The organism is Phyllobacterium sophorae (genome assembly GCF_003010965.1).
Taxonomy (GTDB): domain Bacteria; phylum Pseudomonadota; class Alphaproteobacteria; order Rhizobiales; family Rhizobiaceae; genus Phyllobacterium; species Phyllobacterium sophorae.
The window spans coordinates 150,293-166,756 of record NZ_PGGM01000002.1 but is presented as its reverse complement, the minus strand read 5'-3'; the positions used below and the strand labels follow the sequence as shown (position 1 = coordinate 166,756).

General features: G+C 55.4%; 16 protein-coding genes. 2 read left to right on the top strand and 14 right to left on the bottom strand.

All coding sequences use genetic code 11. The features are described from left to right. Nucleotides 1-53: 53 nt before the first annotated feature. The 13 genes from ilvC to CU103_RS04675 all read right to left on the bottom strand — a co-directional run bounded on the left by ilvC (nt 54) and on the right by CU103_RS04675 (nt 12,284). Entirely contained in the window at nt 54-1,073 is a 1,020-nt protein-coding gene (gene ilvC / locus CU103_RS04735; RefSeq protein WP_106662793.1) for a ketol-acid reductoisomerase, read from the bottom strand. 26 nt (nt 1,074-1,099) lie between these two features. Next, nucleotides 1,100-1,753, bottom strand: coding sequence for a TetR/AcrR family transcriptional regulator C-terminal domain-containing protein (locus CU103_RS04730; protein WP_106662792.1), 654 nt, complete (start codon nt 1,751-1,753; stop codon nt 1,100-1,102). 229 nt (nt 1,754-1,982) lie between these two features. Then, complete coding sequence (locus tag CU103_RS04725; protein ID WP_245448649.1) at nt 1,983-3,845, bottom strand: potassium transporter Kup; 1,863 nt, start codon at nt 3,843-3,845, stop codon at nt 1,983-1,985. Nucleotides 3,846-4,050: 205 nt separating this feature from the next. Then, nucleotides 4,051-4,791 carry a pyridoxine 5'-phosphate synthase gene (locus CU103_RS04720; protein ID WP_106662790.1) on the bottom strand — a complete coding sequence of 247 codons (741 nt, stop codon included), beginning with the start codon at nt 4,789-4,791 and terminating at the stop codon, nt 4,051-4,053. A 149-nt stretch (nt 4,792-4,940) separates the two neighbouring features. After that, nucleotides 4,941-5,777, bottom strand: coding sequence for an alpha/beta fold hydrolase (locus tag CU103_RS04715; RefSeq protein WP_106662789.1), 837 nt, complete (start codon nt 5,775-5,777; stop codon nt 4,941-4,943). 99 nt (nt 5,778-5,876) lie between these two features. Next, nucleotides 5,877-7,004 carry an ATP-dependent DNA helicase gene (locus CU103_RS04710; protein ID WP_106662788.1) on the bottom strand — a complete coding sequence of 376 codons (1,128 nt, stop codon included), beginning with the start codon at nt 7,002-7,004 and terminating at the stop codon, nt 5,877-5,879. 61 nt (nt 7,005-7,065) lie between these two features. After that, entirely contained in the window at nt 7,066-7,485 is a 420-nt protein-coding gene (locus CU103_RS04705; protein WP_113172060.1) for a hypothetical protein, read from the bottom strand. 28 nt (nt 7,486-7,513) lie between these two features. Next, complete coding sequence (locus CU103_RS04700; protein WP_280954579.1) at nt 7,514-7,876, bottom strand: nitrile hydratase accessory protein; 363 nt, start codon at nt 7,874-7,876, stop codon at nt 7,514-7,516. Further along, nucleotides 7,863-8,522, bottom strand: a complete 660-nt coding sequence (gene nthB, locus CU103_RS04695) for a nitrile hydratase subunit beta (RefSeq protein WP_106662785.1) — start codon at nt 8,520-8,522, stop codon at nt 7,863-7,865. The genes CU103_RS04700 and nthB overlap by 14 nt, the downstream gene beginning before the upstream one ends. Next, nucleotides 8,519-9,136: a nitrile hydratase subunit alpha gene (gene nthA / locus CU103_RS04690; RefSeq protein ID WP_106662784.1), complete on the bottom strand. Its 618-nt coding sequence runs from the start codon at nt 9,134-9,136 to the stop codon at nt 8,519-8,521. The genes nthB and nthA overlap by 4 nt, the downstream gene beginning before the upstream one ends. 37 nt (nt 9,137-9,173) lie before the next feature. Further along, complete coding sequence (locus CU103_RS04685) at nt 9,174-9,767, bottom strand: LysE family translocator (RefSeq protein WP_106662783.1); 594 nt, start codon at nt 9,765-9,767, stop codon at nt 9,174-9,176. A gap of 116 nt (nt 9,768-9,883) precedes the next feature. After that, the gene (gene ilvN, locus CU103_RS04680; protein WP_106662782.1) at nt 9,884-10,456 is read right to left on the bottom strand and encodes an acetolactate synthase small subunit; all 573 of its coding nucleotides are present in this window, start codon (nt 10,454-10,456) and stop codon (nt 9,884-9,886) included. 22 nt (nt 10,457-10,478) lie between these two features. Further along, nucleotides 10,479-12,284: an acetolactate synthase 3 large subunit gene (locus CU103_RS04675; protein WP_106662781.1), complete on the bottom strand. Its 1,806-nt coding sequence runs from the start codon at nt 12,282-12,284 to the stop codon at nt 10,479-10,481. A 353-nt stretch (nt 12,285-12,637) separates the two neighbouring features. Here CU103_RS04675 and CU103_RS04670 point away from each other — a divergent pair, with 353 nt between their 5' ends. Further along, nucleotides 12,638-14,524 carry an ATP-binding protein gene (locus CU103_RS04670; protein ID WP_106662780.1) on the top strand — a complete coding sequence of 629 codons (1,887 nt, stop codon included), beginning with the start codon at nt 12,638-12,640 and terminating at the stop codon, nt 14,522-14,524. Nucleotides 14,525-14,528: 4 nt separating this feature from the next. On the opposite strand, the gene miaA is transcribed toward CU103_RS04670, so the two are convergent. Beyond that, a complete protein-coding gene (miaA, locus tag CU103_RS04665; RefSeq protein WP_106662779.1) occupies nt 14,529-15,422 on the bottom strand; it encodes a tRNA (adenosine(37)-N6)-dimethylallyltransferase MiaA in 894 nt (297 codons plus the stop codon). A gap of 18 nt (nt 15,423-15,440) precedes the next feature. On the opposite strand from miaA, the gene serB reads away from it, so the two are divergent. After that, on the top strand, nt 15,441-16,328 hold the full coding sequence (gene serB / locus CU103_RS04660) for a phosphoserine phosphatase SerB (RefSeq protein WP_106662778.1): 888 nt from the start codon (nt 15,441-15,443) through the stop codon (nt 16,326-16,328). Nucleotides 16,329-16,464: the final 136 nt, after the last annotated feature.

The window sequence follows — 16,464 nt, the reverse complement described above, 5'->3', positions numbered from 1 at the left end:
CAAAAGGCCGGTGGAGTGTTCCACCGGCCTTTGTTGTTCCCATAAAGCGAAGCTTAATTCTTTGCCTTGTCGACCAGCTTGTTGCTGCCGATCCACGGCATCATGCCGCGCAGCTTTTCACCGACTTCTTCGATCTGGTGTTTGTCGTTGTTGCGGCGGATAGCCTTGAAGCGCGATGCCCCGGCCTTGTATTCCTGCATCCAGTCGGAGGTGAATTTGCCAGTCTGGATGTCGTTCAGGACACGCTTCATCTCGGCCTTGGTCTCGGCGGTGATGATACGTGGACCGGTGACATATTCGCCCCACTCGGCCGTGTTGGAGATCGAGTAGTTCATGTTGGCGATACCGCCTTCGTAGATCAGATCGACGATCAACTTCACTTCGTGCAGGCATTCGAAATAAGCCATCTCTGGCGCATAGCCAGCTTCGACCAGGGTCTCGAAACCGGCGCGGATCAGTTCGACCAGACCGCCGCACAGAACAACCTGCTCGCCGAAGAGATCGGTTTCGCACTCTTCTCTGAAGTTGGTTTCGATGACGCCCGAACGGCCGCCACCAACGCCGCAGGCATAGGACAGCGCGAGGTCATGGGCATTGCCTGAAGCGTCCTGATGAATGGCAATGAGGCAAGGAACACCGCCGCCCTTCTGGTATTCGCCGCGAACCGTATGGCCCGGGCCCTTGGGCGCGATCATGACGACGTCAACGGACTTCTTCGGCTCGATCAGGCCGAAATGCACGTTGAGGCCATGGGCGAAGGCGATTGCGGCGCCGTCGCGGATATTGTCGGCAATGTGATCCTTGTAGATGTCGGCCTGGAGTTCGTCCGGCGTTGCCATCATCATCAGGTCGGCCCACTTTGCGGCCTCGGCAACGCTGACGACCTGGAAGCCGTCGGTTTCTGCCTTCTTGGCAGTCGCGGAGCCTTGACGAAGCGCGATGCGCACGTCCTTGGCGCCGGAATCCTTGAGGTTGAGCGCATGGGCGCGGCCCTGCGAACCGTAGCCGATGATGGCGACCTTCTTCGACTTGATCAGGTTGATGTCCGCATCGCGGTCATAATATACGCGCATTGTTCTATTCCTTCCCGTGTTAGGATTTAGTGGCCGTCCCCGGCCGCTTTCGTGTCAGCCCCGTAAAGAGCCAGAAACTGTTGTGTCGCCCGCCGGGCATCCCGGTCGATCGCCGCCTCAGTCAATTCGAACCGGTCGCCGAGAAGCAACCGGATTTGTACGTCGCGGACGACCAGTCCGAAGAAGGTGCGGAATGCTTCATCCGTATCCTGAAAATGCAGCAGGCCCGTGTCACGCCCAAGCCGAAGCAGCGGCTTCAGGCGGCGTGCCATGGCGAATGGCCCATTCTCGAGAACAATGGCCCCGAGATCGTGCTTGTCGCTGCCGGCATGGCCAACGGCAACCCGGTTGAGCGCAACTGATATCGTACCGGACAGGACGCGCAGCCAGTCAGACGCAAAGCGCTCGAGACCTGTGGTCAGGGAAGTCAAGCCGAACGCCTCGGGATCAACTGGCACGCCCCTCACCTTTGAGGCCTGCCACTGTACGGTCGCCGTCAGCAGCCCGTCGCGATCGCCGAACCACTTGTACAGGCTTTCCTTGGAGCAGCTCGCGCGGCGCGCGACGCTCGTCATGGTCAGCGTATCCCCCGCCTCGACCAGCAGAGTCAGCGCTGCATCGAGAACGTCTTTCTGACGTTCCGTCAATGCGGTCTCGCTGACTTCCACTGTTGACTGCACGCCTCATCTCCTTGCGTACCGTACCGTACGTTACGGCAGCGTTTTAGTATGCTGGAGGTGTTTTGACAAGCGCAATGAAAAACTTTTGAGGCGTCCGCCAATTCTTATACGCGTCTCGTGGCAAATCCGCCCGTCTTTACCCGAATATGGACCAGGAAAGTCCGATTCTGGCTCAAGATTCTCAACCGCGAGTTAAATATTTGATGTGTTGAGTTGCGTTCCCGCTTGCCTAGATGTTGACCTGCGTCCCGATCTCGACCACACGGCCTGTGGGTATCTGGAAATATTCCGTGGCATCACTCGCTGTCCGTGCCAGGGCAATGAACAGGCGGTCCTGCCAGCGAGGCATTTCGGACCGCGCAGATGCCTTCAACGACCGGCGCGACAGGAAGAAGGAAGTCGTCATGATGTCGAACTTCCAGCCTTGCTTGCGGCAAATTGCCAATGTCCGGGGGATGTTGGGACGCTCCATATAGCCGAACGTTAGCGTGACCCGCATAAACAGGTCGTTGATTGGCTCGATCCGCACACGGTCGCTCTTTTTCACTAGCGGCGTTGGAGCGGTAACCACGGTCAATATCACATTGCTCTGATGCAAGACCTTGTAATGCTTGAGACTGTGCATGAGCGCGGTTGGTGTGCTTTTGGGATCGCCAGTCAGGAACACGGCAGTGCCGGGCACAAGAGTCGGCGGATTTTCAGCCATTTTCTTGGAGATCAAATCAAGCGGGACTTCGCCCTTGCGTGTTTTCTCGAAGAGCTGACGGCTACCACGAACCCAGGTAGCCATTACCAGGACGATCAGGAATGCAACCACCAGGGATGCCCAGCCACCGTCGACTACCTTGATCAGATTTGCGGAAACGAACGTCAAATCTATGATCAGGAAGCAAAGCGTCAACGATACCGCAACCCACAGGCGCCACTTCCAGATCCGGCTCATGACGATGAAAAGTAGCGTCGTGGTGACAAGCATGTTGCCGGTAACAGCAATACCATAAGCCGACGCAAGGTTGGATGAGCGTTCGAAGCCCAGCACCAGCAGTATGACGACAAGACCGAGAAGCACGTTCACCCGGGGCAGATAGACCTGTCCCGACTGCTTTTCCGATGTATGTTCAATGTTAAGGCGAGGCAGAAGATTGAGCTGGACCGCTTGTCGCGATAGCGAATAGGCACCAGAGATGACAGCCTGGCTGGCAATAACCGTCGCCATGGTGGCAAGCAAGACCATTGGCAAAAGCGCCCAGTGCGGAAACATTTCAAAAAATGGATTCTTGGCGGCTTCGCCATGGGCCAGAATGAATGCGCCCTGCCCGAAATAATTGAGCAAGAGGCAAGGAAAAACGATCCACATCCATGCGGTAGCGATGGGTTTGCGCCCGAAATGGCCTAAATCGGCATAGAGCGCCTCTGCCCCCGTGACAGCCAGAAACACCGTCCCGATCGTAGGGAAAGCAGTGGCGGGATTGTCGATGATATACTCGAATGCATACACCGGGTTGACCGCTGCAAAAACGCTGAGATCATCCGCGAGATGCCAGAGACCAAAGAAACCGATGGCCAGAAACCAAAGCAAGGTAATCGGCCCGAAGATCGTTGCAACTCGGGCTGTACCAAACCGCTGCACCGAGAACAAAGTCAGTAGAATGACCAAGGTAATCGGAACGATGAATGGTTCAAGGGCTGGAGTCACTATTTCCAGGCCCTCGACAGCCGAAAGCACTGAGATCGCGGGAGTAATTACCGCATCACCGTAGAATAGCGATGCACCGACAATCCCCAGAGCCAGAATAAGTTGCGGGCGAGTCTTGAAACTCGCGCGTGCCAACGCCATCAGCGAAAGAATCCCACCTTCGCCGTCATTGTCGGCACGCAGAACAAATAGAACGTATTTGATTGTCACGATGACTGTCAGTGCCCAGAAGATCATCGAAACGACGCCAAGCACGTCGGTGCGGCTCAACGAGCCGTCGAGCGACGCAGCGTGAAGGGCTTCGCGGAAAGCATAAATCGGACTCGTGCCAATATCGCCATAGACGACGCCAAGTGCACCTAGCACAAGCACCGGAAAGGCTTCTTTATGATGCATTTCCGGTTCATGGGCGACGGGATCTTTATAATAGCCCTCGTCAGCCAATTGCTCGTCACTCATATAGATTTTTCCTCGCTCTGACAGCGTGGGCGGACGAGTTAGTCGTGTTGCAACGCAATATCAATCGCCATTTTCTCATAGCTCTTTGCTCACGGTATGCAAAAACGCATGACAAATCAAATCCTGCGCCCAAATCAAGGGGCTAGGCCTTGAGCGCATTGAGAAATCTTTCTACAGCCCCAGACATTCCGTGCATCAAAGCCTCCGCCGTGAGGCCATGACCAATCGAAACTTCGACAAGATTTGGCACTCTTTTGACCAGTGCCGGAAGATTGGCGACAGTCAGATCGTGCCCGGCATTAACCGCAATCCCAGCTTCGGCCGCCGCGACACCAGTAGCGCCAAGCTTTGCCAGTTCCTCGGTTTCGCGACGCGGATCGTCGTAAGCACCGCCATAGGGCCCGGTATAAAGCTCGACACGATCAGCGCCCAGCGCCTTGGCCACCGCCGGAGCCTCCGGATCCGGATCAACGAACAATGAAACCCTAATGCCCCGATGTTTCAGGTCCGCAATGATAGGCTGCAAAAATTCACCGTCCTGCCTCATGTTCCAGCCATGATCCGATGTGGACTGTGCTGGGTCATCGGGAACCAACGTCACCTGCTCTGGTTCATTCCCTGCAATGAGGTCGAGGAATTGCGCTGTTGGATAGCCTTCGATATTGAACTCAGCTTGGGGAAACTCATCATCGATCAAAGCGCGGATCGCGGGCAAATCTGAAAACCGGATATGCCTCTCATCCGGACGCGGATGGACGGTCAGTCCGGACGCTCCCGCCGCCAGAGCGACGCGTCCGAGGCTAATAACATTCGGCCAGGGCAGATCGCGCCGATTTCGCAGCATCGCAACTGCATTAAGATTAACGGAGAGTGTGGCTGTCATGATTAATGTCCGGCAGGGGGATTACTGCCCAGTCTTTTACAGGAGATGTGCGACATTAAACATCGTTATTTCGCCAAATCCAAATATCCATACGCCCAAGAAACCGGTCCTGAACCATCATTTTGTGAACCAGCGAACAGTCCAGGCATTCAGCTCAAAAAATTCTTCAGCTCTGCAACGATCGCCTCGGGGGCATCATCTTGAACAAGGTGGCCCGCTCTTGGAACCGTGTGAAACCTTGCATGGGGAACCAGTGACGCAAGCTTACGTCCGCGCTCGATCGGTATCCATTGATCCTCCTGCCCCCAGAGAAGCGAGACTGGGCAACGAATGGCTGGGATCCTGTCTGCAATTTCGTCGGTAAAGCGTTGATCCATCTGTGCAATTTGCCGATAGAACGCAGCTTTCCCTATTTCGTTTTGCCAAGGGGCACAATAAAGCTCAAGGCTTTCCCGTGACAATGGTTGAAAGGCGGCACCGCCGATATAAGCAGCAAGAATGGCTTCATGAATGTATGCAGGAAGGCTGCCAAAGGCTTCTTCAAACCTGCGCACATGCTGGACGAAGGGAGAACCCCAAGGCGCAATCGCGACCGGATCAATCAGTGTCAGCGAAGTGAAATCCGCTCCGTTGAGAAGATGGGTACGAAGAGCGGTCGCACCGCCAATATCATGGGCAACCACGTCCGGGGCTTCGATTTGCCGATGCATGAGCAGCGCAGCGAACAGATCATTCTGGACGCCAAGCGAGACGTCTTGTCCATCTCGCATCTCGGACTGGCCGTAACCGAGCAGGTCAAAGAGATAAACGCTGCGGTTCGAGGCAAAGTGCGGAGCGATCTTACGCCACACAGCAGACGAGAATGGTGTTCCATGCACAAACACCAGCGCCTGGCCGCTACCAAACGTCCCGAAGCGAACGGATTGGCCCCTGAAACGGAATACATGGGGCAGGTCCCAGACAATCTTGTTCGCGTTGCCAATCATCTCAAAGCGTCACTCCTCGGCTTACCGATTGAAACCCATAAGGCGAGCTGACACGAGCAAAGACTTTTGACGGAACGTTAAATTTTCTTGAAAGCCAGCTTAACGCACAACCGTCAAACGTTCCGCGGCCCGTGTTATGGCCGTATAGAGCCACCGTTCGCGCGTATCGCGGAATGCATAGCTTTCGTCGAAGAGCACGACCTCATCCCATTGCGAACCCTGCGCCTTATGCGTTGTCAGTGCATAGCCATAATCGAAATCGTCGAAGCGCTTCTTGGTTTGCCACGGAATTTCCGCGTCGGGATCATCGAACTGCGCCTTCAGGAGCTTGATCTTGGCAACGCCTCTGCCTGGCTCTTCATCCTCTGGAGCGACCAGAAGGTTAATACCGGGTTTTACCGTTTCCCGTGACGAGGTCATGACTTTCCACAATGAACCGTTGAGCAAGCCCTTGGCCGGGTCGTTGCGCAAGCAGACCAGTTTGTCACCAGCCTGAGGAAATGACGCCGAATAACCTTTCAGTTCACGCAGACGCTGATTGTAGCGCCGGCGTGTCCGGTTGGTGCCGACCAGCACCTGGTCGGCGCCGAGCACAAGATCCTGTGTCACGTCAGTTTTGGCGATCACTTTTGCCGCACCGAAATCGCCGTAATTGAATTCGCGTCCCTCCCGGACGTCGAGCGCGAGGCGGATAATGGGGTTGTCGCGCGCCTGCCGATGAATTTCGCTCAAGAGGAAATCAGGGTCATGCTCCGTAAAGAAGCCGCCGCCCGAAATTGGCGGCAACTGACCAGGGTCACCCAATACGAGTATGGGCGTACCGAAACTCATGAGGTCGCGCCCCAGTTGCTCGTCCACCATGGAGCATTCATCAACGACGATGAGCTTGGCTTTGGACACCGGGCTTTGGCGGTTCAGAGAAAATGTCGGGGCTATGCTGGTCTTGCCCGTGGTTTCATTCTCGACAGCCTCTTCACCGCGCGGCCGGTAGATGAGAGAGTGCAGTGTACGAGCATTCACGGCGCCCTTGGACCGAAGCACTTGGGCGGCCTTGCCAGTGAAGGCCGCGAACTGGACATCTCCCTCGATATGCTCGGCGAAATAGCGGGCAAGTGTCGTCTTGCCTGTACCGGCATAACCAAAAAGCCGGAAGATCGGACTGCGTCCGTCTTTCAGCCATTTTGAAACGGCTCGAAGCGCTTCATCCTGTTGCGGTGATAATTGCATGGTCCTGAGTGACAGGATTCGCTGTCAAAGGGCAAGGAAAATGGGCGTGCCGGTTCTAATACTATAAGTTATCCGGGTTACCGGGACGTATCTGGCCCTCGCCTACTCGGCCGAATTGGTGGTCAACCATACGAAAACGATCACCCTTGACCTGCAGCCTCCAGCAAATCTTCTGCTCTTCGCCCTCATAGGTCAGGCAAAGACTGTCCTTCTCCAGCGTCCAGTCGCCCGAGTAAGACATCCCATTCGTCAGGACTTGATCCAGCTTGCAACATTCGATCATCTTACCCCGAGACTTTCCGTCAGGGCCGAGGAATTCGGTGAAATTGAACGGCGGTTCAGCTTTAACCTCTCCCGTGAGCGTGGCCCCGGTAATGACCTTGCGCAGATCCTCTTCCGTCGTTGCCGGCCAGGAAGTATCTTGTGCTATGGCATGGCTCGCAACGAGCGCCGGCCAGAAAATCACGACGCACAACGCCATCCGGCGAATTCTCGACGATATTTGCATCTTAATGCCGGTCCGGATCATTTTCGAGTTTGATGGGTTGCCCGTGCGGTGTCGCATGGGCGGCGCGCTGCCAGGCGGCAGTCAGTTGGTCAATATCCTCTTTGCCCGCGATATTCTTCAACGTAATGAGAGACTCCAACGCCAGCAGCCAGCATTGATAGTAGTCGCTGGCATCATCCAGTGCACCGGGACGCTTCAACTGTCCCGAGAGGGCGTTCGCCCATTCGTTCCAAGTGAACAACCCCTTTTGATGCAGCGCGATTACCATCGCGAAGGCTTCCGCTTGCCAAGGTTCGGCAAACACGGGTGTGTCGCCGTTTGCCTTTATTCCCCGCGAATGCGTAATCAGCTCACGCAGGCTCAAGGTAGCTCTCCCAGGCATCGATGCTAATCGTCAAAGTAGGATCTGCTGCATCACCCCATATCTCAGGCCCGGTAAAGACAACCGTATAGACATATTGCGGGTTTTCGCCTTTGCCATGGGCATTGCTATCGGGGAAAACAAACCCATCGCGGACAGCGTCAATCCGCCCGAACTTGCCACGCGCATAACGCGGCAATCGCGTGTGCGTCTCCGGGTTGAAATTATGCGTCCGCACGCGATCCCCTGCCTCGAAGCGGGGCTCTTGTGCAACAGGTCGATCACAGGGACCACCTTTTGCGAGTGCTGCGGCCACGTTGTCAGCTTTCAGAATGCGCTTGGGCTCTGTACCTTTGCCCAGGGACTGACCTGTCGCCAGCTCTTGCGGCGAGACAAATCCGTGCCGCTTGAGCAGCACCTCCAGCGCCTTGATCCAGATTTCGTAGTAGGTGGAGGAGTAATAATCCGCCGGATGAAGACATTCGCGCGCGTGGCGGCTCTCATCAATATTCCAGTGCCCCATGGCACCGGCAGCAATTGTCAGCCCAAGTGCGCGTTTTTCCCAGTTCGCATGGAACAGCGGCTCGTCCAATTCCGGCACAATGGGGCCGAAGCCCATCTGCCCGCCAAGATCCTGCGGGCCGTTCATGCGGCCTCCGGTGCGCTGGCCAGTCCGGTGCCAATCATCGAGTCGCGCGTCACGAATTCCGCAAGCTGTGCTTCATCCAAACCGTCCGTACCTTCCGGCCGGAGTGGTATCACAAGATAGCGCAACTCAGCGGTCGAATCCCACACACGAATTTTGGTCGTTTCCGGAAGGACAACGCCGAACTCAGCCAGCACTCCCCGCGGATCAATGACGGCTCTTGACCGGTATGGCGGTGATTTATACCAGACAGGAGGCAGGCCGAGCACCGACCACGGATAACAGGAGCAGAGTGTGCAAACGACAAGATTGTGCGTGTCGGCTGTGTTAAACACTGCCTGCATGTGCTCACCCTGCCGCCCGGTGATGCTCAGCGAAGCGATAGCGGCCGTTGCATCGCGTTGTAACCAATCAGCATATTCGGGATCAGACCAGGCTTTTGCCACGACCCTGGCTCCATTTCGTGGCCCTACCTTCGTTTCATAGGTTTCAACGATGGCATCGATGGCCAATGGATCGATAAGACCCTTTTCAGTTAGAATGGTCTCCAGCGCCCGCACTCGCGCGGCCATAGGATCGAGTTCATTGTCGTGATGATGATCGTGATCGTTTGGCATGGGAAAATCTTATTCGCCTCTTATCGCTGGTGCAAGCTTACTTCAGCATTGGCCATAAGCTGACGACAAGCAGGATCGCCATGGCGATGTTGAACCATTTGAGGCGAACCGGATCAGCGAGCCAGCCACGCATCATTTGACCAAAGGCGGCCCAGCTTGACACAGACGGTATGTTGACGAGGGCAAAGGCAACACCGACGATCAAAACAGTGGCAAGATAGGCTTCGGGCGACGTGTAAGTGGCCATCGCAGTAATGGCCATGACCCAGGCTTTCGGGTTGATCCATTGGAATGCTGCGGCTTCGATAAACGTCATGGGCCGTGCCTTGCCATCAACGGCATTGAGCGAACGGGACATGGCAATCTGGTAGGCGAGGTAAATGAGGTACGCGCCGCCCGCAAACTTGAGGATGGTATAGACGAGCGGAAACGTTTCGATCAATGCGCCCAGCCCCAGACCGACGCCGAGTAGCAATGTGAAGAAGCCACTGCCAATCCCGAACATATGGGGGATAGTGCGTTTGAAACCGAAATTGACACCCGATGCCAAGAGCATGAAATTGTTCGGTCCCGGGGTGATGGAGGTTACAAAGGCGAAAACGAGCAGCGTCAAAAAAATCTCAAGCGTCATCCTTTAAATCCAATCCTATGAAGCGGGTGGAAGCTAGAATCGAACGCGATTTGGCTCAATGACAATCTTGTCAGGGATACAATCGGATCCCTGACAAGCTTCAGTTGAAGGCTCGACTACATGCCGAGCGGGCCACGATTCATCGCAGCAACGCCCGTCCGGCAGATCTCGACAAGACCGAGTGGCTTCATGATGGCGATGAACTGATCAATCTTCGATCCCTTGCCGGTAATCTCAAAGATGAAATGCTCCGTCGTTGCGTCTGTCACCTTGGCATGAAAGGCATCGGCAAGGCGCAGAGCCTCGTTGCGGTGCTCGCCAAGACCCGCCACCTTCACCAAGGCAAGTTCGCGCTGGATCGGTTTTTCATGGCCCAGTTCATCTGCCCGAACGGAGAGATCGACCACCCGGTGAACGGGCACAATGCGCTCCAGCTGATGGCGGATCTGATCGAGGACATGCGGCGTGCCACGCGTTACTATGGTGATGCGTGACAGATGTTGTTCATGTTCGGTTTCAGAAACAGTAAGGCTTTCAATGTTGTAGCCTCGCCCGGAAAACAGGCCGATGACCCGGGCCAGTACGCCCGGTTCGTTGTCGACAAGGACCGAAAGAACCGTGGTGACCGGTAGCTCCGTTTCCTTTGCGATAAAATATGCCGAGCCGGAGGCCAGGTTTTGAGCGTTCATGTTGTTCGTCCTCTCCGGTTACTTAAACGAGCTGCCTGCCCTTGGCGTCGATGGCATTGGCTACTGCCTCATCGGTCGCCTCATCGGGCAAAAGCATTTCATTGTGTGCCTTGCCGGAAGGGATCATCGGGAAGCAGTTTGCCAAATTGGCCACACGGCAATCGAACAGGACCGGCTTCTTGACATCGATCATTTCCTGAATGGCATCATCGAGATCGCCGGGCTTCTCGCAGCGAATACCATGCCCACCATAGGCTTCGGCCAGCTTGACGAAGTCCGGCAAGGCTTCCGTATAGGAATGCGACAGACGGTTGCCGTGCAGCAATTGCTGCCATTGACGAACCATGCCCATATACTGGTTGTTCAGGATGAAAATCTTGATCGGAGCCTCATATTGGACCGCAGCGCTCATCTCCTGCATCGTCATCTGAACTGACGCATCGCCGGCAATGTCGATGACGAGCGAATTCGGATGGGCAATCTGCACGCCCAACGCCGCAGGCAGTCCGTAACCCATGGTGCCGAGACCACCTGATGTCATCCAGCGGTTGGGTTTTTCAAAACCGTAGAACTGGGCCGCCCACATCTGATGCTGACCGACTTCGGTCGTGATGTAGGTATCGCGATCCTTGGTCAGCGCATAGAGACGTTCCAGCGCATATTGCGGCATGATCACGTCCTTGTTGCGCGTATAGGACAGGGACTTGCGCGACCGCCACAGGTCAATCTGCGACCACCATTCGCCGAGCGCTTTTTTGTCGGGTTGCATAGACGACGCGCGCAGCAGCCGCACCATGTCTTCAAGTACATTCGCAACATCGCCAATGACCGGAACGTCGACCCGCACCGCCTTATTTATAGAGGAAGGATCGATATCGACATGAATTTTCTTCGAATTCGGAGAAAAACCGCTGATGCGGCCAGTGATGCGGTCATCAAAGCGAGCGCCGATGTTCAGCATGACATCGCAGTCATGCATTGTCATATTGGCCTCATAGGTCCCGTGCATGCCAAGCATGCCGAGCCAGTTCTTGCCCGACGCCGGGTAAGCACCCAGCCCCATCAATGTCGAAGTGATTGGGAAATTTGTGAGTTCAACCAGTTCCCGCAAAAGCTTGCTGGCTTCATTGCCGGAATTGATGACACCGCCACCGGAATAGATAACGGGACGTTTTGCCGATACGAGCAGCGCAACAGCTTGCTTGATTGCTTCGATGTCGCCCTGGATTTTGGGATTGTAGCTCGTACGCGGTGCGGTTTCTGGCGGCGTGTACATGCCAGTTGCAAACTGAACATCTTTCGGAACATCAACCAGAACCGGACCCGGGCGTCCGGTCTTCGCAACATGGAAAGCCTCGTGCAGAACACGCGCCAAATCATTGACGTCCTTAACCAGCCAATTGTGCTTGGTGCAAGGGCGGGTGATGCCGACGGTATCGCATTCCTGGAAAGCATCCGAGCCAATCAGGCTGGTCGGAACCTGACCACTGATGCAAACCAGCGGGATGGAATCCATCAACGCATCCTGAAGCGGCGTCACCGCATTGGTGGCACCGGGCCCCGACGTAACCAGCATAACGCCAACTTTGCCTGTGGAACGGGCATAACCTTCGGCGGCATGACCAGCGCCCTGTTCGTGGCGAACCAGAATGTGATTGATCTTGTCCTGCTGGAACAGTTCATCATAAATCGGAAGGACAGCACCGCCCGGGTAACCGAAAATATCCGTTACGCCCTGATCAATGAGGGCCTGCACGACCATTTCGGCACCGGTCATCTCGCGGCGTTGCGATGTATGGCTGTCACTATCCTGTTTTTCTGCGGTCATTGATCTCTTCCCGTAAATTCTGCGGCACTCGGCCCTTCAGAGGGTGTTTTCGTTTAGCTGAGATGTTGGAAATAAAAAAGGCCCCCGAAGGAGCCTGTGTTTCGCGCATGGGAGCTTTCGCCGGGTGCTTACAACACCCTGCCCATGCGCGATCCCACGACGATAAGAACTGTTTTCATGGTCGCGGACGATAATTTAGCAAATTCTATCCGTCAACGGCTAAATGCGATCAATTCAAAAGCTTTGTTCGCCAGAACGATAAAGACAATTACCGCTGCGTTGCTAAGATAATCTCAACGCCTCAACCTTAGGATGCCTCAACGTGCAATACTGGTTCGAGAACAGTCGCCAACATGAACACTGAAGCATTGCCTGCTGGACAAGCCAGACCCTTCGTCCGCAATCGGACTGATGGGCATGTCATCGAGTGCAATGGCGAAAAGGCCATCATCCATGCGAAAACCGGGCCATCGGTGTCTGCGTCGGAAGATTATTGGGCAGTCGGCCAGCTCATCTCCATTCAAGTCGCCGAAAGTCGCGTCGTTGGCCTCGTTTACAAAGTTGATCTTCCGGGTGCGCAATGGGAACAGGGTATCGATCAAAGCATTCATATCCATGTTGAGCTTGTCGGCCAGGTTGACACGCAAACCGACGGCACGTTGCGATTTTCGTCGGGTATCGCGACTTACCCGCATATGGGCGCGATTGCTCACCGCATCCGCGCAGCGGACCTGGCGGCGATCTACACGACGACGCTCAAGAACACCGTCTCGGTTGGCCATCTGTCACAGAATGCCGATATCCCTGCTCTTATTTCAATCGACAGTCTTATTTCTCGGCACTTTGCAGTCCTGGGCAGCACAGGTGTCGGCAAATCCAGCGCCGTATCCTTGCTCTTGCGCAAGATTATCAGACAGCGCCCGGATTTGCGGGTGCTGATCCTCGACCCGCACAATGAATTTGCCAGCGCCTTTCCCGAACATTCAATTTCAATCGACTACACGACGTTCGATCTGCCCTACTGGTTGTTCAGATTGGATGAATTTGCCGAGGCGGTTTTTCGTGGAAGGCCAACAGTACCCGCGGAAGTCGATGCCCTGCGTGACATGATTCCGATCGCCAAAGAACGTTTTGCAAGTGCCGAAGCAGCGGCGACCTCATCACTTCTGAAAAAAGACCGTGACTACTCGTCGATGACCGCTGATACGCCGGCGCCCTACCGAATTGCCGATCTGATCAAGTTGATTGAAGAGCGCATTGGCCAATTGGATGGCAAACCGGACCGCCCGACCATGAAGGCTCTCAAGCAGCGATTGCAAGCGCTGGTTGCTGATCCGCGTTATCGCTTTATGTTTTCAGCACCGACGACACTCGACACGATGCGCCAGACCATCGGTCATATCTTTCGCGTTCCGAAGAATGATCGCCCCATTTGTGTCTTCCAATTGGCGGGACTACCCTCGGAGGTGGTGAATTCGGTTGCCTCCGTGCTTTGCCGTATGGCTTTCGATCTTGCCGTATCAAGCGATGGGCGCGTGCAGACGCTCGTTGTTTGTGAGGAAGCTCATCGCTACATTCCTGCCGACGCCACCGCCGGCTTCTGGCCAACACGCCAAGCTATCGCGCGTATCGCCAAGGAGGGCCGGAAATACGGTGTCTATCTCGCGGTTATTACGCAGCGTCCCGGCGAACTCGACCCAACGATTCTCTCCCAATGCAGCACGGTTTTTGCCATGCGACTTGGCAATGAGCGGGACCAAGAGATCATTCGCGGCGCGATTACCGGCGCATCGCAAAGCACAATCGGCTTTCTGTCCTCGATAGCCAACCGCGAAGCCATCGCCTTTGGTGAAGCGGTCCCAACACCTATGCGAATGATGTTCGAGACGATCGCTCCCGAACAGCTTCCTGCAGCGCACATAACGAAGACGCAGGAATCGGTTCGTCTTGGCGATACCCATATATCTCTCGACACAATATTAATGCGGATGCGCCAACTCAATGCTGCGGAGAGTACCAACAATGACGATATTATCGATAGTTTCGAAAACATCGTCAGCACACCGGTAGCGAGCCAGCGGACATCTGCCCTCCCGTCTCAAGAGCCGGCAAGGTCGCATTGGCGTAATTTCGATACCGGAACTCGAAAGGAAGAAGAAGTGCCGAAGCCGCAACAGGAGAGCACCGACCGATTCCGCGCCAGCGATCTCATTCGTAGCTTTCGCAGCGACAAGAGTTAATGTCTCAGGGATAAGACAATCTCTCCCAGTCGCCGGTAAGCTGGTTGCGAAACCACGTCATCTGCCGCTTTGCGTATTGTCGCGTGGCAATTGTTGCTAGCTCAGCTGCTTCTTCCACGCTCAATCGTCCCGCCAGCATCTCCGCTATCTCGCTTACGCCGATCGCTCGCATGGCAGGAAGTGCATTGGGAAGACCTAATGATAACAAGGTCTTGACTTCCTCGATTGCACCGGCCCCCATCATCATTTTGAACCGCCGTGCGATACGCTCACCGAGCCATTTCCGATCAGGTTCGATGACAACCTTCCGCGCTGCTTCACCGTCGATCAGCGGCCTGCCGCTCTCCTTTTGCCATTCGATGATTGAACGGCCCGACGCGTCGAACACTTCGAGTGCCCGAACGACCCTTTGGCTGTCAGTCGGTCGCAGGGTCGAGGCAGCAACAGGGTCTTTTTCGGTGAGGATAGCGTGCAGTTTCTCGGCGCCATGAACCGCCTCCTGCTGGCGCCAGTGCACGCGGATATCGGCCGGAATATCAGGCATTACTGATAGTCCGCCGAGCAGCGCCCGAAAATACAAACCTGTTCCGCCGACAAAAATTACTGGCCTATCAGATAGTTCTGGCATGCCGAGCACACTCTCGACATCGGCGAACCACCTGCCCGTCGAATAGGCAACCGAAGGTGCCACGTGGCCGTAAAGATAGTGCGGTGCCGCGTTCAGATCGTCGGGTCCTGGGCGCGCTGTCAAGAGGCTCAACACATCGTAGACCTGCATGGAATCGGTGTTGATAATCACACCACCGGTTTCACCGGACAGACGAAGCGCAAGTGCCGACTTGCCGCTGGCCGTCGGTCCGGCTATCAGGATTGTCTGTCTTGTTGTCACATCAACCATCCAATCGGAAATTATCCAATGCCCTTGATGGCCACGCTCATCGCCAATCCCGTCACATCAAGCCTGACACCTTCGCTTGGGATTAAAGCCTCGGCGGCCATCAATGCAACAGGTCTTTATTGGCTGGCGGATGGAATTGCCTGCGACATTGCCCTCAAGGATGGCACGGATGCTGCCCGCGTCCATGCTGAACTGGCGGACGCACTCGATGGCGCACCCATTGATATTATTGTGCAAAATCAAGATAGTAGACGTAAAAAAATCCTGATCGCGGATATGGATTCGACCATGATCCAGCAGGAATGCATTGATGAACTGGCTGACGAAGCTGGTTTTCGAGACAAGGTCGCGGCGATCACGGCGCGAGCGATGAATGGCGAAGTCGCCTTTGAACCCGCGCTGCGCGAACGCGTGGCGCTTCTGAAGGGCCTTCCCTTCGCGGTCATCGACAAGGTCATTGCCAGCCGTATCACATTGATGCCCGGCGGACCGGAACTGGTGCGCACGATGAAGAAACATGGAGCATATACCGCGCTCGTTTCTGGTGGGTTCACAGCTTTCACGCAGCGCATCGCCGACATGATCGGCTTTCACGAGAATAGCGCTAACACGTTGATAGATAATGGAGAAACCCTGACCGGTCTGGTCAAGGAGCCCATACTTGGCCGCGAGGCCAAGGTCGCGGCGCTGCGCTCGATCTGCGACCGCTTCAACCTCTCTCCCCAAGAAGCAATTGCCGTCGGCGATGGAGCAAACGACCTTGGCATGTTGCAACTGGCCGGTGCCGGCGTGGCACTGCATGCAAAACCTTCAGTTGCAGCACAAGCCAGGATGCGGATCGATCACGGCGACCTCACGGCGCTCCTTTACATTCAGGGCTACCGGAAGACCGATTTCGTTGTCTGACTCTGTTTCGCGTCGCTACACCAGTTATTCACGCCATAGTTGAAAAAACTGAGCCAGAACTACCATATCTTGAGCGAGATTCGGTGGGGCCGGGGCAAGAATCGACAGTTCTTGCGCAAATCGTTTGGCGATCCCG

Excerpts from the sequence above, each read along its gene's own strand:
- serB (WP_106662778.1), top strand. The coding sequence starts at position 15,441 with ATGCCCTTGATGGCCACGCTCATCGCCAATCCCGTCACATCAAGCCTG.
- ilvC (WP_106662793.1), bottom strand. The coding sequence starts at position 1,073 with ATGCGCGTATATTATGACCGCGATGCGGACATCAACCTGATCAAGTCG.
- CU103_RS04675 (WP_106662781.1), bottom strand. The coding sequence starts at position 12,284 with ATGACCGCAGAAAAACAGGATAGTGACAGCCATACATCGCAACGCCGC.
- CU103_RS04715 (WP_106662789.1), bottom strand. The coding sequence starts at position 5,777 with ATGATTGGCAACGCGAACAAGATTGTCTGGGACCTGCCCCATGTATTC.
- ilvN (WP_106662782.1), bottom strand. The coding sequence starts at position 10,456 with ATGAACGCTCAAAACCTGGCCTCCGGCTCGGCATATTTTATCGCAAAG.
- nthB (WP_106662785.1), bottom strand. The coding sequence starts at position 8,522 with ATGAACGGCCCGCAGGATCTTGGCGGGCAGATGGGCTTCGGCCCCATT.
- CU103_RS04685 (WP_106662783.1), bottom strand. The coding sequence starts at position 9,767 with ATGACGCTTGAGATTTTTTTGACGCTGCTCGTTTTCGCCTTTGTAACC.
- CU103_RS04720 (WP_106662790.1), bottom strand. The coding sequence starts at position 4,791 with ATGACAGCCACACTCTCCGTTAATCTTAATGCAGTTGCGATGCTGCGA.
- CU103_RS04725 (WP_245448649.1), bottom strand. The coding sequence starts at position 3,845 with ATGCATCATAAAGAAGCCTTTCCGGTGCTTGTGCTAGGTGCACTTGGC.
- CU103_RS04705 (WP_113172060.1), bottom strand. The coding sequence starts at position 7,485 with ATGGCGTTGTGCGTCGTGATTTTCTGGCCGGCGCTCGTTGCGAGCCAT.
- nthA (WP_106662784.1), bottom strand. The coding sequence starts at position 9,136 with ATGCCAAACGATCACGATCATCATCACGACAATGAACTCGATCCTATG.
- CU103_RS04670 (WP_106662780.1), top strand. The coding sequence starts at position 12,638 with ATGAACACTGAAGCATTGCCTGCTGGACAAGCCAGACCCTTCGTCCGC.
- miaA (WP_106662779.1), bottom strand. The coding sequence starts at position 15,422 with ATGGTTGATGTGACAACAAGACAGACAATCCTGATAGCCGGACCGACG.
- CU103_RS04710 (WP_106662788.1), bottom strand. The coding sequence starts at position 7,004 with ATGCAATTATCACCGCAACAGGATGAAGCGCTTCGAGCCGTTTCAAAA.